Source organism: Pseudomonas sp. R1-43-08 (genome assembly GCF_003852255.1).
Classification (GTDB): Bacteria; Pseudomonadota; Gammaproteobacteria; order Pseudomonadales; family Pseudomonadaceae; genus Aquipseudomonas.
Genome location: NZ_CP027734.1, coordinates 1,128,904 through 1,151,923 on the forward strand (window position 1 = coordinate 1,128,904; position 23,020 = coordinate 1,151,923).

At 63.0% G+C, this 23,020-nt stretch carries 22 protein-coding genes and 1 pseudogene; 14 read left to right on the forward strand and 9 right to left on the reverse strand.

The window, feature by feature from the left end:
* Position 1 precedes the first annotated feature (1 nt).
* Positions 2 to 780, reverse strand: a pseudogene (locus C4J87_RS04995) (IclR family transcriptional regulator).
* A gap of 120 nt (positions 781 to 900) precedes the next feature.
* Between C4J87_RS04995 and hmgA the strand changes: the two are divergent.
* The 4 genes from hmgA (at position 901) to C4J87_RS05015 (ending at position 5,643) form a co-directional block, all read left to right on the forward strand.
* Positions 901 to 2,184, forward strand: coding sequence for a homogentisate 1,2-dioxygenase (gene hmgA, locus C4J87_RS05000; protein WP_124365925.1), 1,284 nt, complete (start codon positions 901 to 903; stop codon positions 2,182 to 2,184).
* Positions 2,185 to 2,187: 3 nt separating this feature from the next.
* The gene (gene fahA, locus C4J87_RS05005) at positions 2,188 to 3,474 is read left to right on the forward strand and encodes a fumarylacetoacetase (protein ID WP_124365926.1); all 1,287 of its coding nucleotides are present in this window, start codon (positions 2,188 to 2,190) and stop codon (positions 3,472 to 3,474) included.
* Positions 3,475 to 3,486: 12 nt separating this feature from the next.
* Positions 3,487 to 4,119: a maleylacetoacetate isomerase gene (gene maiA / locus C4J87_RS05010; RefSeq protein ID WP_124365927.1), complete on the forward strand. Its 633-nt coding sequence runs from the start codon at positions 3,487 to 3,489 to the stop codon at positions 4,117 to 4,119.
* 162 nt (positions 4,120 to 4,281) lie between these two features.
* Positions 4,282 to 5,643 carry an aromatic acid/H+ symport family MFS transporter gene (locus tag C4J87_RS05015; protein WP_124365928.1) on the forward strand — a complete coding sequence of 454 codons (1,362 nt, stop codon included), beginning with the start codon at positions 4,282 to 4,284 and terminating at the stop codon, positions 5,641 to 5,643.
* On the opposite strand, the gene C4J87_RS05020 is transcribed toward C4J87_RS05015, so the two are convergent.
* Complete coding sequence (locus C4J87_RS05020) at positions 5,640 to 6,443, reverse strand: SirB1 family protein (protein ID WP_124365929.1); 804 nt, start codon at positions 6,441 to 6,443, stop codon at positions 5,640 to 5,642. The two genes, C4J87_RS05015 and C4J87_RS05020, sit on opposite strands and share 4 nt — an antisense overlap.
* 188 nt (positions 6,444 to 6,631) lie before the next feature.
* On the opposite strand from C4J87_RS05020, the gene C4J87_RS05025 reads away from it, so the two are divergent.
* Positions 6,632 to 7,651 carry a Glu/Leu/Phe/Val dehydrogenase dimerization domain-containing protein gene (locus tag C4J87_RS05025; protein WP_124365930.1) on the forward strand — a complete coding sequence of 340 codons (1,020 nt, stop codon included), beginning with the start codon at positions 6,632 to 6,634 and terminating at the stop codon, positions 7,649 to 7,651.
* A gap of 54 nt (positions 7,652 to 7,705) precedes the next feature.
* On the opposite strand, the gene C4J87_RS05030 is transcribed toward C4J87_RS05025, so the two are convergent.
* A complete protein-coding gene (locus C4J87_RS05030; RefSeq protein ID WP_003171979.1) occupies positions 7,706 to 7,966 on the reverse strand; it encodes a YebG family protein in 261 nt (86 codons plus the stop codon).
* 320 nt (positions 7,967 to 8,286) lie between these two features.
* Between C4J87_RS05030 and C4J87_RS05035 the strand changes: the two genes are divergently transcribed.
* A complete protein-coding gene (locus tag C4J87_RS05035) occupies positions 8,287 to 8,775 on the forward strand; it encodes a phosphate-starvation-inducible protein PsiE (RefSeq protein WP_057724703.1) in 489 nt (162 codons plus the stop codon).
* On the opposite strand, the gene C4J87_RS05040 is transcribed toward C4J87_RS05035, so the two are convergent.
* The gene (locus C4J87_RS05040; RefSeq protein ID WP_124361424.1) at positions 8,772 to 9,089 is read right to left on the reverse strand and encodes a DUF3509 domain-containing protein; all 318 of its coding nucleotides are present in this window, start codon (positions 9,087 to 9,089) and stop codon (positions 8,772 to 8,774) included. The genes C4J87_RS05035 and C4J87_RS05040 overlap by 4 nt on opposite strands.
* Positions 9,090 to 9,413: 324 nt before the next feature.
* Positions 9,414 to 10,790: an L-serine ammonia-lyase gene (locus C4J87_RS05045; protein ID WP_124365931.1), complete on the reverse strand. Its 1,377-nt coding sequence runs from the start codon at positions 10,788 to 10,790 to the stop codon at positions 9,414 to 9,416.
* Between the two features lie 137 nt (positions 10,791 to 10,927).
* On the opposite strand from C4J87_RS05045, the gene C4J87_RS05050 reads away from it, so the two are divergent.
* Together C4J87_RS05050 and C4J87_RS05055 are read left to right on the forward strand one after the other, a co-directional pair.
* Positions 10,928 to 11,875: a LysR substrate-binding domain-containing protein gene (locus C4J87_RS05050; RefSeq protein ID WP_124365932.1), complete on the forward strand. Its 948-nt coding sequence runs from the start codon at positions 10,928 to 10,930 to the stop codon at positions 11,873 to 11,875.
* 213 nt (positions 11,876 to 12,088) lie between these two features.
* Positions 12,089 to 12,499, forward strand: a complete 411-nt coding sequence (locus tag C4J87_RS05055; protein WP_124365933.1) for an HPF/RaiA family ribosome-associated protein — start codon at positions 12,089 to 12,091, stop codon at positions 12,497 to 12,499.
* A 56-nt stretch (positions 12,500 to 12,555) separates the two neighbouring features.
* Here C4J87_RS05055 and C4J87_RS05060 read toward each other — a convergent pair whose 3' ends face one another.
* Positions 12,556 to 14,067 carry an MFS transporter gene (locus C4J87_RS05060; protein WP_124365934.1) on the reverse strand — a complete coding sequence of 504 codons (1,512 nt, stop codon included), beginning with the start codon at positions 14,065 to 14,067 and terminating at the stop codon, positions 12,556 to 12,558.
* Between the two features lie 104 nt (positions 14,068 to 14,171).
* Between C4J87_RS05060 and C4J87_RS05065 the strand changes: the two genes are divergently transcribed.
* Positions 14,172 to 15,044 carry a LysR family transcriptional regulator gene (locus C4J87_RS05065; RefSeq protein ID WP_124365935.1) on the forward strand — a complete coding sequence of 291 codons (873 nt, stop codon included), beginning with the start codon at positions 14,172 to 14,174 and terminating at the stop codon, positions 15,042 to 15,044.
* Positions 15,045 to 15,204: 160 nt separating this feature from the next.
* Here the strand turns inward: C4J87_RS05065 and fecA are convergent, their stop codons facing one another.
* From fecA to C4J87_RS05080, 3 genes are all read right to left on the reverse strand, one after another.
* Entirely contained in the window at positions 15,205 to 17,541 is a 2,337-nt protein-coding gene (gene fecA, locus C4J87_RS05070) for a TonB-dependent Fe(3+) dicitrate receptor FecA (RefSeq protein ID WP_124365936.1), read from the reverse strand.
* Between the two features lie 91 nt (positions 17,542 to 17,632).
* A complete protein-coding gene (locus tag C4J87_RS05075) occupies positions 17,633 to 18,574 on the reverse strand; it encodes a FecR domain-containing protein (RefSeq protein WP_124365937.1) in 942 nt (313 codons plus the stop codon).
* Positions 18,571 to 19,059, reverse strand: coding sequence for a sigma-70 family RNA polymerase sigma factor (locus C4J87_RS05080; RefSeq protein ID WP_124365938.1), 489 nt, complete (start codon positions 19,057 to 19,059; stop codon positions 18,571 to 18,573). Before C4J87_RS05080 ends, C4J87_RS05075 begins: the two co-directional genes overlap by 4 nt.
* Positions 19,060 to 19,228: 169 nt before the next feature.
* On the opposite strand from C4J87_RS05080, the gene C4J87_RS05085 reads away from it, so the two are divergent.
* From C4J87_RS05085 to C4J87_RS05105, 5 genes are read left to right on the forward strand one after another with little or no spacing between them, the layout of a single operon-like run.
* The gene (locus C4J87_RS05085; protein ID WP_124365939.1) at positions 19,229 to 19,531 is read left to right on the forward strand and encodes a DUF3649 domain-containing protein; all 303 of its coding nucleotides are present in this window, start codon (positions 19,229 to 19,231) and stop codon (positions 19,529 to 19,531) included.
* On the forward strand, positions 19,528 to 21,102 hold the full coding sequence (locus tag C4J87_RS05090) for a PepSY domain-containing protein (RefSeq protein ID WP_124365940.1): 1,575 nt from the start codon (positions 19,528 to 19,530) through the stop codon (positions 21,100 to 21,102). The genes C4J87_RS05085 and C4J87_RS05090 overlap by 4 nt, the downstream gene beginning before the upstream one ends.
* Entirely contained in the window at positions 21,103 to 21,429 is a 327-nt protein-coding gene (locus C4J87_RS05095; RefSeq protein ID WP_124365941.1) for a DUF3325 domain-containing protein, read from the forward strand.
* Positions 21,430 to 21,436: 7 nt separating this feature from the next.
* The gene (locus C4J87_RS05100; RefSeq protein WP_124365942.1) at positions 21,437 to 22,015 is read left to right on the forward strand and encodes an RNA polymerase sigma factor; all 579 of its coding nucleotides are present in this window, start codon (positions 21,437 to 21,439) and stop codon (positions 22,013 to 22,015) included.
* The gene (locus tag C4J87_RS05105) at positions 22,012 to 22,989 is read left to right on the forward strand and encodes a FecR family protein (protein WP_124365943.1); all 978 of its coding nucleotides are present in this window, start codon (positions 22,012 to 22,014) and stop codon (positions 22,987 to 22,989) included. Before C4J87_RS05100 ends, C4J87_RS05105 begins: the two co-directional genes overlap by 4 nt.
* Positions 22,990 to 23,020: the final 31 nt, after the last annotated feature.

Sequence of the window (23,020 nt, forward strand, 5' to 3'; positions counted from 1 at the left end):
CTCAGGGCTGATAGCCCATGCGCCAACTCACGGCCCGGGTCGCCGCCAGCAAGCGCTGCGCCGCCGGGCCGTCTTCATCGGCGTGGAACAGCGAAGTAGGGCCGACCACCGTCATCACCGCCGCCACGTGCCCCACGGCGTTGAACACCGGCGCCGACAACGCATCCACCCCGGCATCAGCAAACCATGCACAAAGTGCAGGCCACGGTGGCGGATCTGCTCGCAGGTGATGGCGTAGGCCTGGTCATCCGCCAGGGCATGGGCGGTGCCGGCCTGGATTTCGCGGTCACGCAACTCCACGGTTTCCCGTGTCGGCAGATACGCACTGAACACCAGCCCGGTGGACGAACTGAGCAGCGGCAAGACCGAACCCAGTTGTGTCACCACCGTCACCGCGCGCACTGCCGGCTCGATCTGCACCACGGTCGCACCCTGGTTGCCCCAGACCGCCAGGAAGCAGGTTTCATTCAGGTCGTCGCGCAGCTCCGCCAGGGGCATCGCGCCGACTTTCAGCACATCCATACTGCCCAGCGCAGCCAAGCCTACGCGCAAGGCTTCGCGCCCCAGGCCGTAATGGTTGGTAGCGGCGTTCTGTTCGGCGAAGCCCGAGGCGATCAGCGCCTGCAGGTAACGATGGACCTTGCTCGCCGGCATCTGCACATGCTCGGCCAGGCGCGACAGTGAAGTGGCCGGCGACAGTTCGGCCAGGGCCTTGAGGATATCGGTGCCCACTTCGGCCGAGCGGACTTTCTGTTTACCGGTGTCGCGGGGCTTTTCCATGGGGGTGCGAGAATCCGAGAGATGAGTGGGCGTCTTTATAGCTTGACGGTCCATGGCGATCAAATTACGTTAAGCGTAACTGGATTACGATAAAAACAACTGACCCCCAGAGGATGCTCCATGAACCTCGAATACCTGTCGGGCTTCGGCAATGAATTCGCCAGCGAAGCCCTGCCCGGCGCGCTGCCCGTCGGCCAGAACTCGCCGCAGAAAGCGCCCTACGGGCTGTATACCGAACTGTTCTCCGGCACCGCGTTCACTATGGCGCGCAGCGAAGCCCGGCGTACCTGGCTGTACCGCATCCAGCCATCGGCCAATCACCCGGCCTTTAGCAAATTGGAGCGGCAGTTGGCCGGCGGACCTCTGGGCGCGGTGACGCCGAACCGGCTGCGTTGGAACCCGCTGGACATCCCAGGCGAGCCGACTGACTTTATCGACGGGCTCGTAGGCATGGTCGCCAACGCGGCGTCGCAAAAGCCGTCAGGCATCAGCATCCACACCTACCGCGCCAACCGCTCGATGGAGCGCGTGTTCTTCAATGCCGACGGCGAACTGTTGATCGTGCCCGAACAGGGCCGTTTGCGGATCGCCACGGAACTGGGCGTGCTGGAGGTCGAGCCGCTGGAGATTGTGGTACTGCCACGCGGGCTCAAGTTCCGCGTCGAACTGCTCGATGCCCAGGCGCGCGGTTACGTCGCCGAAAACCATGGCGCACCGCTGCGCCTGCCAGACCTGGGCCCCATCGGCAGCAACGGCCTGGCCAATCCGCGCGACTTCCTCAGCCCGGTCGCCCACTACGAAGACCTCAAGCAGCCGACCACGCTGGTACAGAAATTCCTCGGCGAACTCTGGGCTTGCGAGCTCGACCATTCGCCGCTGAACGTGGTCGCCTGGCACGGCAATAACGTGCCGTACAAGTACGACCTGCGTCGCTTCAATACCCTCGGCACGGTGAGTTTCGATCACCCGGACCCGTCGATCTTCACCGTATTGACCTCGCCCACCAGCGTGCACGGCCTGGCCAACCTCGACTTCGTGATCTTCCCTCCGCGCTGGATGGTGGCCGAGAACACTTTCCGCCCGCCGTGGTTCCACCGCAACCTGATGAACGAATACATGGGCCTGATCCAGGGCGCCTACGACGCCAAGGCCGAGGGATTCCTGCCCGGCGGCGCGTCGCTGCACAGCTGCATGAGCGCCCATGGCCCGGACGGCGAGACCTGTACCAAGGCGATCAATGCCGAGCTGGCGCCGCACAAGATCGATAACACCATGGCATTCATGTTCGAAACCAGCCAGGTGCTGCGCCCCACCCAGTTCGCCCTGGAATGCCCGCAACTGCAACCCGCTTATGACGCGTGCTGGGCTTCGCTGCCCGCCACCTTCAACCCGAATCGGAGATAACCCATGACTCAACCCACACAGACCCGCAGCTGGGTCGCTTGCGCCAACGGTCACGCGGATTTCCCCCTGCAGAACCTGCCGCTGGGGGTGTTCAGCATCAACGGCTCGGCGCCGCGCAGTGGCGTGGCGATTGGCGACGCGATCCTTGACCTGCACGCCGCCCTGGATGAATTTGACGGGGAAGCGCGGCGTGCCGTCGAGGCGACTGCGGGCGGCCAGTTGAACGCCTTTTTCGAACTCGGCCGCGGCCCACGCGTAGCCTTGCGCGAGCGCCTGCTGGAACTGCTCGCCGAAGGCAGCAAGCTGCAAACCCGCGAGGCGCAGGTGTTGCACCGTGCCGCCGATTGTCAGATGCACTTGCCTGCCAAAATCAATGATTACACCGACTTCTATGTCGGCATCGAACACGCGCAGAACGTCGGCAAACTGTTCCGTCCCGACAACCCGCTGTTGCCCAACTACAAGTACGTGCCGATTGGCTATCACGGCCGTGCCTCGACTATTCGTCCCTCGGGTACGGATGTGCGCCGCCCCAAGGGCCAGACACTGCCGGCCGGCCAGGCCGAGCCCACCTTCGGCCCCTGCGCCCGCCTGGACTATGAACTGGAACTGGGCATCTGGATCGGCCAGGGCAACACCATGGGCGATGCGATTGCCATCGGCGATGCGGCCGAACATATCGCCGGTTTCTGCCTGCTCAACGACTGGTCGGCACGCGATATCCAAGCCTGGGAATACCAGCCGCTCGGGCCTTTCCTGTCCAAGAGCTTCATCACCAGCATCTCGCCCTGGGTAGTCACGGCCGAAGCGTTGGAGCCGTTCCGCAAGGCGCAACCGCCGCGACCCGAAGGCGATCCGCAACCGTTGCCGTACCTGCTGGACCCTCGCGATCAAAAGGCGGGCGCCTTCGATATCGAATTGGAAGTGCTGCTGACCACCGCTTCGATGCGTGAACAGAACCTGCCGGCCCACCGCCTGACCCTGAGCAACACCCAACATATGTACTGGACCGTAGCGCAAATGGTTGCGCACCACAGCGTCAACGGTTGCCAGTTGCAAGCCGGTGACCTGTTTGGTTCGGGCACGTTGTCGGGGCCGCAGCCGGGGCAGTTCGGCAGCCTGCTGGAGATCACCGAAGGCGGCAAAAAACCGATTGAACTGGCCTCCGGCGAGGTGCGCAAATTCCTCGAAGACGGCGACGAAATCATCCTGCGTGCGCGCTGCAACCGCGAAGGTTTTGCCTCCATCGGTTTCGGCGAATGCCGTGGCACTGTGGTCGGCGCACGCTGAGGGGGCGGGGTGATGGAACTCTATACGTACTATCGTTCGACCGCGTCCTACCGGGTGCGCATCGCCCTGGCACTCAAGGGCCTGGACTTCACGGCGGTGCCGGTCAACCTGCTGGTGCCGGCTGGCGGAGCCAATCGCCAGCCCGAGTACCTGGCGATCAATCCACAAGGGCGTGTGCCGGCCTTGCGCAGCGACGGTGAACTGTTGATTCAGTCCCAGGCAATCGTCGAATACCTGGAGGAACGTTATCCCGAGGTACCGCTGCTCTCCAAAGACCTGGCGGCGCGTGCCCACGAGCGCGCCGTGGCATCGATCATCGCCTGTGATATTCACCCGTTGCACAACTCCAGCACCCAGAACCTGCTGCGCCAGTGGGGCCATGATGAGGCGCAATTGCTCGAGTGGATCGCGCATTGGATCAGCCAGGGCCTCGGTGCGGTGGAGCAGCTGATTGGCGATCACGGGTTCTGCTTTGGCGAGCAAGCGGGCATGGCCGATGCATTCCTGATTCCGCAGCTGTATGCAGCCGAGCGTTTCAAGGTGCCATTGGCGGCGTACCCGCGTATCGGGCGGGTAGCCGCATTGGCGGCGCAACATCCGGCGTTCGTGCAGGCGCACCCGGCCAATCAACCTGACACACCATAATTCCCATAACTTGCACAGAAACAAAATGTGGGAGGGGGCTTGCCCCCGATAGCGGTGTGCCAGCTATGAATATGTCGACTGGCACACCGCCATCGGGAGCAAGCCCCCTCCCACAGTTTTTGATCAGCGCCAGCCAATAAAAATAATGAAAGGTACCTTGCGATGCACAATCAGATTGCCAGCTTTCGCGCGGCACTCGACGCCCGTCCGGTGTCGCGCTATCAGTGGTTGATTCTCCTGCTACTGGCATTGCTGCTGGTGACCGATGGCTACGACGCCCAGGTGCTCGGCTATGTCGTGCCGGCATTGGCCAAGGACTGGGGCCTGGAAAAAGCCGCGTTCGGCCCGGTGTTCAGCGCCAACCTGCTCGGCCTCACAGTGGGCTCGCTGCTGGTGACGCCACTGGCGGACCGGTTCGGTGTGCGGCGCATTCTACTGGCCTGTGTGCTGATCTACGCCAGCCTCACCGTATTGATGGTGTTCGCCAACTCCCTGACCACGCTGATGGCCGCACGCTTTATCTGCGGCATCGGCATGGGCGGCGCGATGCCCAGCGCCATGGCCTTGATGTCGGAATATTCGCCGCCACGCATGCGCACCCTGATGGTGACCCTGGCAGCCTGTGGCTTCTCGTTCGGCGGCGCGGCCGGTGGGTTTGTGGCGGCGGGGTTTATCGACGGTTTCGGTTGGCAGGCGGTGTTCCTGGCGGGCGGTGTTACGCCGCTGCTGTTGTTTCCGTTCCTGGTGTGGCGGTTGCCCGAATCCCTGCCGCGCCTGCTGCGCGATGCGCCGCCCTACGCGCGCTTGCACAAGGTCACGGCGCGCATGTTGCCCGATTGGCGGGCGCCCCTGGCGAGCGAGGCGCAGAATCGCCAGGAGCAGGGCAGCCGGTTGACCGTGGTGGAGCTGTTCCGTAACGGCTACGCGCGCCCCACGGTGCTGATCTGGGCGACCTTTTTCGTCAGCCTGATCCTGCTGTATTTCATGATCAGCTGGCTGCCGTCGCTGTTGCTCGAAAGCGGGCTGGCGTTGAACCAGGCCAACCTGGTGACCTCGATGTTCCTGTTTGCCGGCACATTGGGCGCTATCGGCATGGCCTGGTTCGCCGATCGGCTGAAAAGCAAAGTGCGCCTGTTGTCCGCTGTGCTGGCAGCGGCGGCGGTGTGCACTGTGCTGCTGGGCCTGAATCATGACAATCCGCGTTACCTCGTGGCGTGCGTGTTTGCCGCCGGGTTCTGCATCATCGGCGGGCAACTGACCCTCAATGCGTTCGCCAGTAATTTCTACCCGGCGCACGTGCGCGCCACCGGTACGGGCTGGGCATTGGGGGTGGGGCGATTCGGCTCGATCCTGGGGCCGTTGTTCGGCAGCCTGCTGCTGGCGATGCATATTCCGGTGCAGCAGATTTTCTTCTTCTGTGCGATTCCAGCGGTGATTGCGGCGCTGTTGATTATTCAGGTGCGGTCGCCAGGCACGAGCGATGCCATGAAGCCGTCGCCGGGCGACCTGCTCAAAGCGCCCTAATGCACCACGGAATTGGGCGGCAGGTGCCCCAGCCGCTCGGTCAGGCGCAGGCGCTGGATAGGGTCTTCGCTGAGCATCAACGCGTGTTCCAGGTCAAACCGTTCGGCGCTCGGGCAGTCCAGGCGCTGATACAGGCTGGCCCGCGCCAGGTAGTCGGCGGCGCTGGCATTGCCCAGTTCGAGCACACGCTCGGCATCCATCAGGGCGGCCAGTGGTTCGTCGTTGGCCAGGTACAGCTGGCGCAGGTTACGTGACAGCCGTTGCAGGATCGCGCGCGGATCGGCGCTGTGCAGGTGCTCGGCTTGTAGTTTGAGATTGGCTCCGTACTGGCGGTGCAGCAGTTCGCGACAGTCGTTGGGGTACAGCCGCCGACCGCCGCAGGGGTCCAGCAGGTGATCGGCGCCGGGTACTCGCAGCAGGAAGTGGCCGGGGAAATTCACCCCGACCAGGGGGATCTCCAGGCGCCGCGCCAGCTCCAGCGCGATCAGGCCCAGGGCCAGGGGTTGTCCGCGCTTACGTTGTAACACCTTGTCCAGCAGCGCGGCGGCGGGGCGCAGCGGGGTGAAGTCATCCTGAGCAAAGCCCAGGTCGTTCATGCAGCGCAGCAGCGGCTGGCCCAGTTCATCGGCCGGCAACGTGGGCATGCCCAGGCTGACCTGTTGTTGCAGCAGGCCGAACGCCTGCAGGATCAGCTGTGGCTGTACGCCAGCATCATGCTCGGCAGCAATCCACAGCGCGGCTTCGAACAGCGCAGGGGGTGAACGGTCCAGGCAGGCGAAAAAGGCTGTGCGGGGATTCATTGCATTCTCCGGCGGATGCCCTCGTTTTAGCCTTGCTGCGAATTTTCGTCCAGCATCTTAAGTAAATATCCCACGCTCTTATGCCGCGGGTCCCACGAAACGGGGACGCTTATTCCAGTGCGATCGAGCAGTTTGCTGTTGTCAGCCTATACTTGGGCCACTACCAGAAGTGATTCGGGAGCACGACGATGTTTGCGCTCATGCACAGCACCCGCCTGGAATCGCTGCACCTGAGCGTCGACCCGGTGAGCGGGCTGAAGGCGATCATCGCCATTCATAACAGCCGCCTGGGCCCGGCTTTGGGCGGCTGTCGCTATCTTGCCTACCCCGATGATGAAAGTGCCATGGCGGATGCCGCGCGCCTGGCTCAAGGCATGAGCTACAAGGCCGCTTTGGCGGGCTTGCCGGTGGGCGGCGGCACGGCGGTGATCCTGCGCCCCGCCCATGTGGAGAGCCGCGCAAGCCTGTTTGAAGCCTTCGGTCGCTGTGTGGAGCAACTGGGCGGGCGCTACATTACCGCCATCGACAGCGGCACCTCGGTCGCCGACATGGATTGCATCGCCCAACACACCCGGTTCGTCACCAGCACCACGGCCGCCGGCGACCCTGCACCGCATGCGGCCATGGGGGTGTTCACCGGCATCCGCGCGACCGCCATGGCCCGCTTGGGCAGCGACAACCTCGAAGGCCTGCGCGTGGCGGTGCAGGGCCTGGGCAATGTCGGTTACGCCCTGGCCGAACAACTGCACGCGGCGGGTGCCGAACTGTTGGTCAGCGACATCGACCATGGCAAGGTGCAACTGGCCATGGAGCAATTGGGTGCCCACCCCATCGCCAACGACGCTTTGCTCAGCACGCCCTGCGATATCCTCGCGCCTTGCGGCCTGGGTGCGGTGTTCAATCGCCAGAGCGTCGGCCAACTGCGCTGCGCCGCCGTGGCTGGCTCTGCCAGCGCGCAATTGACCAACCTGCAAGTGGCCGACCAACTGGAAGGGCGCGGCATCCTCTACGCCCCGGACTACGTGATCAATTCCGGCGGCCTGATCTATGTCGCGCTCAAACACAGCGGCGCCGAGCTGCCGAGCATCACCGCGCACCTGTCCAACATCGGCAAGCGCCTGACCGAAGTCTACGCCCATGCCCAAGCCGAAAAACGCTCCCCGGCACGGGTCGCAGACGAACTCGCCGAGCGCCTGCTGTACCAATGACCAGGCATTAAAAAGGCCCTGAATCCATGATTCAGGGCCTGTTCAATTCGGGCTTTATTCCGCCGCCGCGTTCAGCAACTCGGACAACGCGTCCGGCTGGCTCTTGAACGCCTTGGCAAATACATCGCGGTTCTTCGCCATGTAGATCCCGGCTTCCTCCACCTGCTGCTCGCTCAAGGACGGCACGGCTTTTTGCAACACTTCTGCCAGCAACTCAGCGAGTTCAAGCATCTTGTCATGACGGTCAGCTTCGGCTTTATCCATGAACAAACGCTCCAGATCTCGGCTGCTGCGGTATACCACTTCGACGGCCATTCACCACCTCACATGCCTTCACGATAGTTGTCTTTTGCGACTACTGTATTTATATACAGCGAAAAGCATAAGCCAAACGCGGGGGTTTGGATAGTAGGTTTTTAATGTAGTTGGGAAATGGGGGTTTGCTACAGCGCAAATGCTCATTGTAGCGAGCACGCTCGCCCCTTTGCTCTAGGTCTGGTGAGCGCCCTGATTAATCTGTGTCTCATGCCATCGAGCCATCATCTTATGCACGTGCTGGCCTTTTTTCTGCATGCAGAACAACCGTCACGTCCCTCCCGCATTATCCGGTCGAGCCGACCTAAGGAAACATCATCGTGAAAATCAACTGGGCCGAAAAGCTGCGTCAACAAGTCCATGGGCTGGCCGAGTCGCTGGGCAATCTGTTTGTGGAGTCGTTCCACTACCTGGCGCTGTTCGCTATCGGGGCGGTCACTGCCTGGGCGGCGGTGATGGAGTTTCTGGGGATGCTGGAGAACGGGCATATCAAGATCGATGACATCTTGCTGCTGTTCATCTACCTGGAATTGGGCGCCATGGTCGGGATTTATTTCAAGACCAACCACATGCCGGTGCGCTTCCTGATCTACGTGGCAATCACCGCGCTGACGCGTCTGCTGATCTCCAACGTGTCCCATCACAATCCGCCAGATGTAGGCATCATCTACTTGTGCGGTGGGATTCTGCTGTTGGCCTTCGCGATTCTGGTGGTGCGCTACGCGTCGTCGGCCTTTCCGTCGGTGAAGGTCGAAGGCCCGCGTCGTAAGGGCGAGGCGAGCCTGGAAACCGAGAAGGGCGAGCTTTAAAGCCCGACGCTGAACGGCAGGCTACGGGTGGGCGGTGGCTGCAAGAGCTTGTGATTGTCGCCATCGGTCATCACCGCGAGGATTTCCATAGCGCTGTGACCCTGCTCGATGGCGATGCCGAACTGGATGCTCTGCACCAGGCGCTTGAGCCGTTGCGGGTCGTTGCGTTGTTCGGCGCTGATCATGCGTTTGGCCACTACGCCGCTGTCATCGGAGAGCGTGAGCATGATGCTGCCGTCCAGCCGCTGGATGCTCAGGTTGACGCGGTATTGGGGGCTGAAGGTGTCGGTGATGATCTGAAAAGGGTTGTCCATGGTGCGTTACCGCCTGATAAGAACATGCAGTCATTGACGACCGGTGTCGGGAATAGTTCGCGTTGCCTGACCACCGGCCAAAGTCCGTTTTCCTCAGAGGCTGTACAGCAAGGGCCGTGCCGTACAGCGCACTGCCAGACGATCAGCAACTCATGTGGGAGGGGGCTTGCCCCCGATAGCGGTCTTCCAGCCGAGCATTTATTGGCTGACACACCGCTATCGGGGGCAAGCCCCCTCCCACATTTGATACAGGTTGTGCTGGGAACGGTGATCCGTTTCAGGGCAGTACGCAAAAAACGACCGCTGACGGCGCAGTCATCCCGGTCAGCACTCCACCCAGCTGACCGCCAGGCCGCCCCGTGACGTTTCTTTGTATTTGTCATGCATGTCGGCGCCGGTATCGCGCATGGTGCGAATCACCCGGTCGAGGGAAATAAAGTGCTTGCCGTCGCCGCGCAGGGCCATTTGGGTGGCATTGATCGCTTTGACCGCCGCGATGGCGTTGCGCTCGATGCACGGCACCTGCACGAGGCCGCCAACCGGGTCGCAGGTCAGGCCGAGGTTGTGTTCCAGGCCGATTTCGGCGGCGTTTTCCAGTTGCTCAGGTGTAGCGCCGAGGATCTCTGCCAGCCCGGCGGCGGCCATGGCGCAGGCCGAGCCGACTTCGCCCTGGCAGCCGACTTCGGCACCGGAGATCGAGGCGTTTTTCTTGCAGAGGATGCCGACGGCGGCGGCGGCCAGAAAGAAATTGACGACGTCGTCATCGGACGCGTCGGCGTTGAACTTCATGTAGTAATGCAGCACCGCCGGGATGATCCCTGCCGCGCCATTGGTCGGTGCGGTGACCATGCGCCCGCCTGCGGCGTTTTCTTCGTTGACGGCGAGGGCGAACAGGTTGACCCACTCCATGGCTGATAAGGTCGAAGTGATCACGTTGGGCTTGCCGATTTCCAACAGGCTGCGGTGCAATTTCGCAGCGCGACGCGGTACATCCAGCCCACCGGGCAGAATGCCTTCATCGCGCAGGCCTTGTTCCACGCACTCGCGCATCACCGACCAGATATGCAGCAGGCCGCTGCGGATGTCTGCGTCGCTGCGCCACGCTCGTTCGTTGGTCATCATCAACTCCGAAACCCGCAGGCCGTGCTGGTTGCACAAGGCCAACAGCTCGACGGCGCTGGAAAAGTCGTAGGGCAATTGCACATCGCTGGTGGGCGCAATGCCCGACGCGGCTTCGGCGGCTTCGATGATGAAACCACCGCCCACCGAATAATAGGTTTGCTCGCTTAGCAGGCCGCTGTCGCCATAGGCGTGCAGGGACATGGCGTTGGGGTGGTAGGGCAGGCTTTCGTCGAGCAGCAACAGGTCGGTGTGCCAGTCGAAGGCAATGTTCTGCTGGCCGGCGAGGAGCAGTTGGCCGGACTCGCGCAGTTGCTGGATGCGTGCGTTGATCGAGGTGGGGTCGATGCGATCCGGCCATTCTCCCATCAAGCCCATCACACAGGCGCGGTCGGTAGCGTGGCCGACGCCGGTAGCTGACAGCGAACCGTATAAACGCACTTCGACGCGGCGGGTTTCACTGAGCAATCGTTGGTCGGTCAGCGCCTGCGCGAAGGTCGCCGCAGCGCGCATCGGGCCGACGGTATGGGAGCTGGACGGGCCAATGCCCACCTTGAATAGATCGAAAACACTGATAGCCATGCTAAAGCCTTACAAGCAATGGAGTAGAAATCGCTGCCATGTTTTGTAGAGCAGGCGGAATTGACGCGATACTGAGCCTCTGGATCAGCACTGACCAACGAATTATCCTAAGACACTCTTTAGCAGGACTAAACGCTATGACCCGCCCCCTTCATGGCCAGACGTATGGCTGGCTGCATGTGTTTTCATGCGCTGCACGGCACTTGTCGTTCACCCGCTGCGCCGAAGAACTGCACATCACGCCGGGGGCGGTGAGCCAGCAGATTCGCCAGTTGGAGGAGCGCCTGGGCTTTCGACTGTTTCATCGGCGCGCCAGGGGCGTGGAGCTCAGCGCCGAAGGGCAACGCCTTGCGGCGGTGGTGGGGGAGGCCTATGGCAGCATTGACGCCGAATTACAGCGTCTGGACGCTGGGATGATCAGCGGCACCTTGCGCCTGCGTTCGATCCCGTCGTTTCTTGGCAAGTGGCTGACCCCGCGTCTGCCACGCTTGCAGCAGCGCTTTCCAGACATTCAACTGCGCCTGGTCGCCGAAGACAGCAGCATCGCCCTGCACGAGGGCGACTTCGACCTGGCCATCGACCTGAACGACGGTAGCTACCCAGGCCTGTTATCCACAGCGCTGCTGGACGAACAGATCTTTCCGGTCTGCGCCCCCAGCCTGCTACGCGGGCGCCCGCCGTTGCATGGGCCGGCGGACCTGGTGCATTTCCCGCTGTTGCACGACATCACTGCCTGGCGTGGGAGTTATGAGTATGCCGAGTGGGAGTTTTACCTGAATGCCATTGGTTACCACGACGCCGATGTGCGCCGCGGGCATACCTTCAACCGCAACCACCTGACCATCGAAGCCGCCATTGCCGGTATGGGCGTTGCGATTGCGCGGCGCACGTTGCTCAACGATGAACTGGAGCGCGGCAGCCTGATCGTGCCGTTCGGCCTGGCCGTGCCCAACCACAAACGCTACGTGCTGCTGTACGCGCCAGGCGCATTGAGCCATCCGGGCGTGCGCGCGGTGCATGATTGGCTGGTGGAGGAGGCAGGGGTTTTCCGGGCATTGCACCCAATGGGAGCGGGGCAATTGTGAGGATCTTCAGGGGTAAGAAGATGTAACTAACTCCCCACCCTAACAGCGTTTTTGCTTGTCGTCAGGGTTAATTTGTAATGTGGGATTTATCTTTGCAAAGGGGTTGAATTGTTTCAGCGAGTGCTCAATTGTGTAAACAAGAGGTCATGGTTTCACCACCCCGGTGTTGCAGTTTGTGATCTCTGGCGAGCTAGCTGAAATAAGGGAAGAACTATGCAAATCCAAGTCAATAGCGATAACCATATTGAAAGCAGCATCCGACTGGAGGAGTGGGTACGTACTACCATTGAGAGCACGCTCGAACGTTATGAAGAAGACCTGACCCGTGTCGAGGTCTACCTGCGGGATGAGAACGGCGACAAGCCCGGTCCCCACGATTTAAGTTGCCGTCTGGAGGCACGTCCAAAAGGCCATCAAGCGATTTCGGTCTGCCATAAAGCCGATACGCTGGAACAAGCGATCGATGGCGCGGCCACCAAGCTCGACCACGCGCTGGACCATCTGTTCGGCAAACTGCAAGGCAAGCCCCGCGCTGCCGGTAAAAACCAGCCGACCACCAAAGTCAATGAAGATGAGCTTGAACAGGAGTTTCTGGAAAAAGAACGGGCCGTATTCAACGGCTGATGGTTTTTTTCACTCCCCCTTGAAGACGGGCCTGCGCATGCAGGCCCGTTTTTCGTTTAACGGCGCCGTTTGAAGAAATACCCGCTAAGCATCGCCAGCCCGCAAGCACCCAACCCTGCAAAGAGCATGGCCCAGCCGGCGCCGTTGCGCAGCGCCGCCTGGGCCTCGTTGAACACCAACCCCGGCACGGCCAGCTTGCCCGCCGCGATGTGCTGGCTGAGTGTCGGCCACTCCATTGCCGTGCTTGGCGGCATGACCTCGGCCAGGTAATGGCCGATCCCCAGCAACAGCACAAGGCCCATCAACGCGATGTTGAGCGCCAGGGTGATCAGCCGTGCGCTGAAGTCGATACCCGAGGCCATGCCTGCGCGATCAGCCGAGACGGCGCCTGTAGTGGTGTTGGTGGTGGGCGAGTTGGTCAGCGCCAGGCCGATGCCGGCGATCACGCAACTGAGCAGCACCAGCAGCGTGCTTGGCTGCGCGACGCCATTGGCGGCGGCCATTGCCAGAAACCCCGCGCCCATCGTCGCCAGGCCCACCGGGATGATGCGTTCGGCGCCGTAGCGCAGGGCCAGGCGCTCGGCCAGCGGCGGCACCAGCAAGGTGGGCAGGGTGTAGGCGAGCAGGGCGCCGCCGGTGGTCAGGGTGTCGTAGCCCAGGCCCGCCTGGAAATACAGCGGCAGGTAGATCATGAACGGCCAGAAGCTGAAGTTCATGCCGATCGAGCCCATCAGTGCACCGGCGAAGCGCTGGATGCGCAACACCGAAAAATCGAACATCGGATGGGCGCTGCGCTTTTCCACGACGATGAACAGCAGCAACGCCACCAGCGCCAAACCCGCCCAGCCGAGCATGCCCGGTGTGGCGAAGCCATGCTCGGTGCCCTGGGTGATGAAGTACACCAGGGCGAACACCGCCAGCGTCAAGGTCAGCATGCCGGCGATATCGAGGCGATGGCTGGCCGGATCGCGGGATTCCTGCACGCTGATGCGCAACAACACCAAGGTGAACAGGGTGAGCGGCACATGCGCGAGAAACACCCAGCGCCAGTCCGCGACTGCCAGGATCAGCGCACCGACCATCGGCCCGAACCCCAGGCCCACGCCGGCAATCACGCCCCAGATCGCGAATGCCCGGGCGCGTGCCGCCGGTTCCCGAAACAAGTGCGACAGTATCGCGAACTGGCAGATCATCATCGCGCCAGCGCCGATGCCCTGGACGAAACGCGCCACGATCAGCGTCGACGCGTCGTTGGCCAAGCCACAGGCCAGCGAGGCCAGGCCGAAGACCCACAGGCACAGCACCAGCATGCGTCGACGGCCAAAGCGATCGGCCAGGGTGCCTGCTGCCATCAGCACGCTGGTGCAGGCCAGGGTGTAGGCATTCATGATCCATTGGGCATCTTGAAACCCCGTGCCCAGTTCGCGCTCCAGGGTGGGCAGGATGACCGGCACGCTAGAGATTTCCAGGCCGAACATCAGGGCCACAAGGCACACGGCGGTGAGCGCCAGACCGTTTCTGGCGACATGCGGTGGGCTGAGGGCCGATAGCGTGGCGGCGGGTGGCATGCGACGTTCCTTTCGAGAGTGGGAGGGATTATTCTCTCGGGAATCTGGTGCTTTATTTGCGATGATTTTTCCATGGATAAGGGAATGCAGGGCGACAAACTATGATGAGCACCCCACGTTTCGATGGCGTCGAGCTGTTTGTGCAAATCGTCGAGAGCGGCAGCCTGAGCGCAGCCGCCGACCGGCTGAATCTCACCCGTTCGGCAGTGGGCAAGGGCCTGGCGCGGTTGGAAGCGCGGCTGGGCACTTGCCTGTTGCAACGCTCTACGCGGCGCCAGCGTCTGACCGAGGATGGGCAGGCGTACTACGAACACTGTCTGCGCGCGCTGGCAGAGCTGGAGGCGGCCGAGTCGGTGCTGGAAAGCGGCCGCCAGCAGCCACGCGGGCGCTTGCGGGCGAGTTTGCCGCTGGCGTTTGGTCACCACTATGCCGCGCCTGCGCTGTGGGGCTTGATGGACCGCTATCCGCAATTGGAGATCGATATCAGTTTCTCCGACCGCATGACCGATCTGGCGCAGGAAGGCTTCGATATCGCCGTGCGCATCGGCCCACTGCCGGATACCGACCGCCTGACTGCGCGGCGCCTGGGCGAGCAGGTCATGGGCCTGGCGGCGTCGCCCGCGTATTTGCAGCGCAGGGGGCCCATTGACTGTATCGAAGACTTGTCGGCTCATCGCGGCATTGCCTACCGCAGTAACAGCGCTCATCGCTCGCGGTTGGTCACGCCCTTGGTGCTGGACGACCTCCAGGCCGTGGCCGATGCGGCCATCGCGGGTGTGGGGCTGGCCTGGTTGCCGAGTTGGTTGATCGCCCACTATGCGCTGCGCGGGCAACTGGCGGCGGTGCTGGCCGATTTCCGCGCACAGCCGGCCCCCATCCATGTGATCTGGCCGACGGCGCCGCACATGCCGGCCAAGACCCGATGCGCCATTGATGCGCTAGTCGCGGCCACCCCCAGTTGCCTGGCGGGAAGTTAAAGGACCTCATCGGATCTCTAAGCGGTACTCGGTCCAAATGTGGGAGGGGGCTTGCTCCCGATAGCGGTGGGTCAGTTAAAAATATACTGACTGACACTCCGCCATCGGGAGCAAGCCCCCTCCCACATTTGGATTTGTTGTGATCTACAAAGGCAGGCAGTCAGAACGCGATAGACGTTTGCACGTACACCGTGCGCGGCTCACCTACGTACTTGCCCTTGTTGTTATCGTCGAACGAGCGCGTGTAGTACTGCTTGTTGAAGATATTCTTCACGCCGACCGCCACGTTCAAGTCCGACAGCTGTGGGCCGAAGTCATACGCTGCGCGGCTGCTGAACAGCATGTAGCCGGGGATGCGTCCATTCGCGCCGTCGGCGCTTTCGGCCTGGGTGTTGGCGTTGTCGGCGAATTGGCTGCTCTGGTAGCTGCTGTCCAGGTTGAGCTTCCACGGGCCTTCGGTGTAACCCACGCCGAGGGTGCCTTTGTGCCTGGACGAGAAGGGCACGCGGTTGCCTTTGTTCGGGCCGTCTTCGCGGATGGTCGCGTCGACATACGCATAGGTGGCGTACACATCGAAGCCGGCCAGTGCCGGGCTCAAGCCGTCGAGGGCATAGTTGATGCTCGACTCGATGCCCTGGTGCCGCGTTTCACCGCGTGCGATCACGGTGTCATTGGTTTGGTTGCTGTCGTACTGGTTGTCGAAATTGATCAGGAACGCACCGATTTCCGCGCGCAGGCTGCCGTTGTCATAGCGCGTACCGAGCTCCCAGGTGCGGGCTTTTTCCGGTTTCACTTCGCCGCTGCTCACGCGGTTGGGCATCTGGCTGTACTGCACGCTGCCGAACGAGCCTTCAGTGTTGGCGTAGAGGTTCCAGTCGTCGGTGAGGTGGTAGAGCACGTTCAACGCCGGCAGCGCAGTGTTGTAGTCGCCTTTGTAGTTGACGTTGCTCAGATTGTTGGTCTGCTGGGACTTGATCATCTCGTAGCGGATGCCCGGCGTGAGGGTCCACTTGCCGATATCGATGCGGTCATCGATGAAGAACGCATTGGCCTCGGTGCCGCCGCGCGTGTCGCGGTCGTTGCGGCTGTCGGTGGTCGGGATTTGCTGGTTGGCCGCAATCGGCGTGCGGTAGCGCAGCTCGTGGCCGGCTTCATTGATGTAGCGGTAGCCGACGCCGACTTCGTGTGTGGTGGGGCCAAGGTCGAAGCCTTGGGCGAAGCGGGTTTCCAGGCCGCGTACCCAGTACTCGCGCGGTGACAGCGAGAGGAAGTTGCCTTGGTCGAGGTAACCGCTGCGCAGCGTTTTGGTGAAGAAGCTGTTGACCGTGAACTCACGGCGGTCCTGCTCGTAGCGGTAGCCTAAGTTGAACATCGTACGGCGGCCCCAGAACTTATCGTAGGGGCGGGTCGACTGGTACGGGTCAGCCTTGTAGTCCTTGACGTTCAAGCCGCCGGGCATATCGGCCTGGCCTTCGTAGTACTGCGCCATGGCGTTGAAGCTGTTGGCGTCGTCCAGTTGGTATTTGCCCTTTAGGATCAGGTCGTCGATGCGCGTGTCGCTGTTTTCGCGCCAGTCGCCGCCACGGGTGCCGGAATACAGGAGCGCGCCGCCCAGGCCATTGTCGGCGGTGCCACCGGCCAGCAGGTTGCCGGTGGTCTTGAAGCCGTCGTGGCTGGAGGACGGGCTGGTTTCGGTTTGCAGGCCGCCTTTGACGGTGGGCGCATCCGGGATCGCGCGGGTCACGAAGTTGACGATGCCGCCGACGTTTTGCGGGCCGTAGCGCACCGCGCCGCCGCCGCGTACCACGTCGACCGCGTCCATGTTGCCCATGCTGATCGGTGCGAATGACAGTTGCGGCTGGCCATACGGTGCGAAGGGCACGGGAATGCCGTCCATCAATACCGTGGAGCGCGACGCCAGGCGTGGGTTGAGCCCGCGAATACCGAAGTTCAGCGCCATGTCGTGGCTGCCGGTGCCATTGTTGTCCGGGGCGTTGACGCCGGGGATGCGGTTGAGCACGTCGCGGGCCTGGGTCGCGCCCTGGCGTTCGAAGGCTTCGCGGCGGATCACATCGCGCGCGCCGGGGTGTTCGAACACGTTGGTCTGCGCCGCATCGCCGAGCCAGTCGCCGACCACGTTGGATGTCTGCAGTTCGAGGGTAACCGGGGCGCTGGCCGGTTGCAGGCTGTAGGCGTTGTCGCCCTCGGCACGGGCTTGCAGGCCACTGCCTTCCAACAGTTTATTCAGGCCTTCGGCGGTGCTGTAGGTGCCCGACAAGCCCGGGCTTTGCAGGCCGGCGGTGACCTCGGAGCCGAAAGACACCAGCACGCCGGCTTCGCGGCCGAACTGGTTCAGGGCCGCTTCCAGGCTGGTCGGTGCGATGTGATAGGCCTTGGCTTCGGCCGCCATCACTGGGGGCAGCGCGGTCAGGCTGAGGCTGGCGCCGAGTAGGAGTTGGCGCAGGGTACGGGCAAGAAGCGTCGGTTGCAGGGGCATGAAGGGCGGTCCTGAGAAGGAAGGATCAAGGTGGCTTTCCTTCTCTGTCACGCGAGGACGGGAAAACGGCTCACTGTTTTTCTGAATAATTTCAGGCGCGGGCCTGAACCGTCACCCAGTAGCGGGTAAAGCGTCGCACGGTGACCGGCAGGCTGACTTCCAGCAGGTCGAGGATGCGTTCGCTGTCATCCAGTGGATAGCTGCCCGACAGCAACAGGTTTGCCACCTGCGGGTCGCAATTGAGCTGGCCGCGACGGTAGCGCCCGAGTTCGCCGAGGAAATCCTCCAGGCGCATATGCGCAGCCACCAGCATGCCGTCTGCCCAGGCACCGCTGTTGGCGTCAGTGGGGCGAGGGCTGTCCCAGCCTTTGCGGGTGTAATTGACCTGATGCGCGGCCTCGACGGTCAGCGGCAGGCCGCTGTAGTGGTTGGGCATCACGTCGACCTGGCCGTCGAGCACCGCCAGTTGAGTATGGTCGCTGAACTGCCGCACGTTCAGTCGCGCCGCCTGGCTGCTGAGCAGACCCTGGCTGGTGAGTACGCGCAGCGGCGTGGCACCGGCGCGGGCGGTCAGCAGGATTTCACCTTCGAGCAGGCGGATCAGTCGCTGCTGGCTATCGACATGCACATCCACCGCGCTGCCGGTGTTGAGCTGCAACTGGCTGCCGTCGGCCAACTGCACGGTGCGGCGCTGGCCGACGGGGCTGCGGAAGTCGGCGGTCAGCGGCGGCAGAATACGCTGCTGGCGCAGGCTCCAGGCTGCCGCCGAACCGGCGCCGAGGAGCAACAGCAGCTTCAGCGCCTGGCGCCGGCTGTTGGACGCCGGTGCATTCAACGCCGCGTGCGCCAGGGGCGAAGGCACGCCGCGCAGGCGCTGGTTGACGCGTTGGATGTGGTCCCACGCGCGCTGGTGCTCGCTGTGCGCATCCAGCCATTGCTGCCAGGCGGCCTGTTGGCGCGGGTCGAGCGTGCCTTGCTGCATTTTCAGCAACCAGTGCACGGCTTGTTCGGCGACGGGGGGCGAGATGTTCATAGAGCGAAGTAGCAGCGCAGGGCGGCTTTATGCAGATGGCGTTTGACCGTGGCAATGGAGATGCCCAGCTGGGCACCGATTTGCGCATAGGTAAGGCCATCGAGCTGGGCCAGCAGGAAGGCGCGTTTGACCTGGATCGGCAAGCCGTCGAGCAATTGGTCCAGCTCCACCAGGGTTTGCAGGATGATGGCGCGGTCTTCCTCAGACGGCGTTACCTGCTCCGGCAATTGTGCCAGGGCATCGAGGTAGGCGCGTTCCAAGTCCTGGCGACGGTAAAAGTTGAACAGCACGCGCTTGGCGACCGTGGTGAGAAAGGCGCGGGGTTCGTTCAGCGTTGGCGCTTCCCGTGCGCTGAGTACACGGATGAAGGTGTCCTGGGCCAGGTCGGCGGCGCTTTCCGGGCAGCCGAGCTTGCGTCGCAACCAGCCGGTAAGCCAGTGGTGATGGTCGTTGTACAGAACTTCGACGGTGTTGGACGGTGGCAACGGGATCACTCCATCAGCATCGGCATGCTTTAGAGAACAAGAATTGTTCGCATTGTAGGGGCGGGGACGAGGTTCGGCAATCCGCGAAGCCGGTGATTCATCCGTTCTCTTTTGCTTATGAGAATATTTATCATTAATATTGCGCGCTGATGAACTTGGCGCCTGTCGCATGAACAGCAAAACCCCACTGCGCGCGTCCTATCGCCTTTCCGTCACCTCCCGGGTGCTGGCGGCGGTGGTCGGCGGTTATCTGATGGCCTCCCTGGCCGCTATCTGCCTCGCACTGTGGCTGCCCACGTCCCGCGCCGATGCGGTGATCACCGGCATGATGAGTTCGTTCGTGTTCTACCTGCTGGCGGTGCTCTGGTGTTTTGCCTGCCGCACGGCATGGCGTGCCTGGGCGGGGGTGATGTTGCCGAGCGCGCTGTTCGCCACCCTGGCGGGCATCGGTTTGTGGGTGGCGCGCACATGAAGGAAGGCTTTCGCCAAGCCATGGCCTGGCTGCATACCTGGGCGGGGTTGATCTTCGGCTGGCTGCTGTTCGCGATTTTCCTGACGGGCACCCTGGCTTATTTCAAGGACGAAATAACCCACTGGATGCAGCCCGAAGTGCAGGCCCACCCGTTGGACGACGCGCGCAGCCTCGCCGTGGCGCAGCGCTATCTGCAGCAACAGGCGCCCACTGCCGCGCACTGGTTCATCACCTTGCCCACCCGCCGCGACCCCGGCCTGTCGGTGACGTGGCAAGACAAGGTCGAGCCCGGCAAGCGCGGCAATTTCACCCAGAAAATCCTCGACCCGGTCAGCGGCCAAGCGGTGCAAGCCCGCGAAAGCATGGGCGGCGAATTCTTCTACCGTTTCCACTTCCAGCTGCAAATGCCCTACCCGTGGGGCCGCTGGTTGTCGACCATCGCCGCCATGGTGATGTTCGTCGCGCTGATCACCGGCATCATCACCCACAAGAAAATTTTCAAGGACTTCTTCACCTTCCGCCCGCGCAAAGGCCAGCGTTCCTGGCTGGACGGGCACAACGCGGTGGGCGTGCTGGTGTTGCCGTTCCACCTGATGATCACCTACAGCAGCCTGGTGATTTTCATGAACATGGTGATGCCGGCGCCGATCATGGCCTCGTATGGCAACGACAGCCGTGCGTTCTTCAATGAGGTGTTCCCCAGTTCCGATAACGCGCCGGCGCTCGGCCAGCCGGGCACCTTGCTGGCATTGTGGCCGATATACCAGCAGGCGCAGCAACAGTGGGCGGGAGGGCATGTCGGACGCTTGGCGGTGAATAATCCGAGCGACGTCAACGCTTCGGTGAATGTGTTCCGCGCCGGGTCCGACAGCGTGGTGCAGGATTTCGGCAGCAGCCTATCGTTCAGCGGCACCACGGGCGAACTGTTGCGGGCCAGTGGCGAGCCCTCGTTGCCGGCGGTCATCGGCGGCGGTTTCTACGGTTTGCACATGGGCCATTTCGCCGGCCCGGTGTTGCGCTGGCTGTACTTTATCTGCGGCCTGGCCGGCACGGCGATGATCGGCACCGGGCTGGTGATCTGGCTGGGCAAGCGCCAGCTCAAACACGCCAAAACCGGCGTGATGCCTTTTGAGCTGCGCCTGGTGGAAGTGCTGAATGTCGCCAGCATGTCCGGCCTGGTGATCGCCATTGCACTGTTCTTCTGGGCGAACCGGTTGTTGCCGGTGAGCTTCGCCGAGCGTTCCGACTGGGAAGTGCGCGCCTTCTTTATCGCCTGGGCCCTGAGCCTGTTGCACGCGCTGCTGCGGCGCGGCCGCCCGGCGTGGGTCGAGCAATTGAGCGTGGGGGCGCTGCTGTTTATCGCCATCCCGTTGGTCAATGCACTGACCACCTCCCACCCTTTGGGCGTTTCCCTGATGAGTGGCGACTGGGCCATGGCCGGCTTCGACCTGACGTGCCTGGCCTGCGGCCTGTTCCTGGGCTGGGCCGCCTGGAAGATGCAGCGCCGCACGGCAACGCAGCCCAAGGCGCCGCGCGCAGGTGCATTGACGTTCAAACAGGAGGCCAACTGAATGCTGCTCGCGCTGCTCATGTGCTACGCCGGGTTTACCGCGCTGTGCCTGTCGACCGAGCGTCATCACGGCGAGTTGCTGCGCAGCAAACCTTCGCCTTTACGGCGTCTGGGGTTGCGTGCGGCCGGTTGGTTGCTGCTGGCGCTGTCGCCCTGGCCGGCGGTGGGCGCCATGGGCTGGGGCCAGGGCTTGGTGGAGTGGTGCGCGGTGTTGATGCTCAGCGCCTTGCTGCTGGTGCTGCTGTTGCCGTATCGGCCACGGCTGGCGTTGAGCCTCGCGGGCGTCGGCCTGCTGGCCAGCCCGGTCGCGGCGTTCGGCCTGTTCTGAGTTGCCCATGATGATCAGCCCTGCGCCGAAACCTCAAGACCGTTCGCACCCGGACGCCGCCGGTGGGCGGGCGCATTTCCTGCAGGTGTTCCTGTCCCAGCGTTCGCAGATGGAGGCGCTGGTCAGCCGCCGTGTCGGTTGCCGCGCCACCGCGGCTGATCTGGTGCAAGACCTGTTCCTGCGCTTCTGGCGTCGCCCGCTGGTGCAGGTCGAAGAGCTCAGCACCTACCTGCTGCGCTGCGCCGGCAATATCGCCATCGACCATTTGCGCAGCGAAGGCGCCCGCGTGCGCAGCAATGAAGGCTGGTTGCCGGAACAGCAGGGCAACCAGGGCTGCGAGCCCCAGGCGGCCCTCGAAGCGGGCAATGACCTGCGGCATGTCGAAGCCGCATTGCGCAGTTTGCCCGAGCGCACCCGCCAGATTTTCCTGCTCAACCGCATCCACGGCCGCAAATACGCGCAAATCGCCAAGGCGATGGGCGTGTCTCAAAGTGCCGTGGAAAAACACATGATGCGTGCCCTCCAAGCCTGCAAGGCGAGCCTGAGCGAACCGCCGCCCCCACGCACGCCAGGGAAAGCACCGTGAACGTGACGCCCACGCCCGCCCAGGAACAGGCCGCGCTTGCCTGGCTGAGCCTGTTGCACGACCAGCCCAGCAGTGGCGATCAAGCCAGCTTCAGCCAATGGCTGCGGGCCGACCCCGCCCATGTCCAAGCCTATTCCCAGGCCCAGGTGCTGTGGGAGTTGAGCGAAGTACCGGCACGCACCTTGGCGGACGAAGACGCGCAGGCGTTGCAGGGTTACCTCAAGGCGATGAACCGTTCCACGCGCTCGCGCATGTTGCGTTGGTCTGGCGCCTTGGCCATGGCCGCCTGTGTGTTGTTGATGGTGGCAATGGGCGCAGGTTGGCAACCGTCGCGCTGGGTCGATGACTTCGGCGCCGATTACGTGACGGCGCCAGGGGAAGTGCGGACCGTGACCCTGGCCGATCAGTCCCACGTTACCCTCGACGCCGACAGCGCCATTGCCGTGGATTTCAGCCACGGCGAGCGGCATGTCCAGTTGCGTCGAGGGGCCGGGTTTTTCCAGGTTGTCCACACCGGCCAGCCGTTTATGGTCGAGGCGGGCAGTGGAGAAACGCGGGTGCTGGGCACGCAGTTCGAAGTGCGCCTGCAACCGGCGGGGGCACAGGTGACCGTGTTGTCCGGCCGGGTTGGAGTGACGCCCTCCAAACAGGCGCCGCAGCAAATTCTGACGGCAGGCCAGCAAGTGGCCTACGCCGGGGGTGTAGCCGAACCGCTGCATGCGGTCGACAGCGAATCGCGCCTGGCCTGGCGCGATGGGTGGCTTAATTACTACAAGGCGCCGCTGGCCGAGGTGATCGAGGATTTGGCCCGCTATTATCCCGGCCGCATCCTGTTGCTCAATGACGAGATGGGCGCCAGACGCGTCAGCGGCAGCTTTCCAAGCAAGGACCCGGCAGCGGTGCTGAATGCCCTGCAAGCGGTGCTGGGCTTTGAGCAGAGCACAGTGCTGGGCCGGATGATTGTGTTGCGTTAAGCCCGCACCACAAAACCAATGTGGGAGGGAG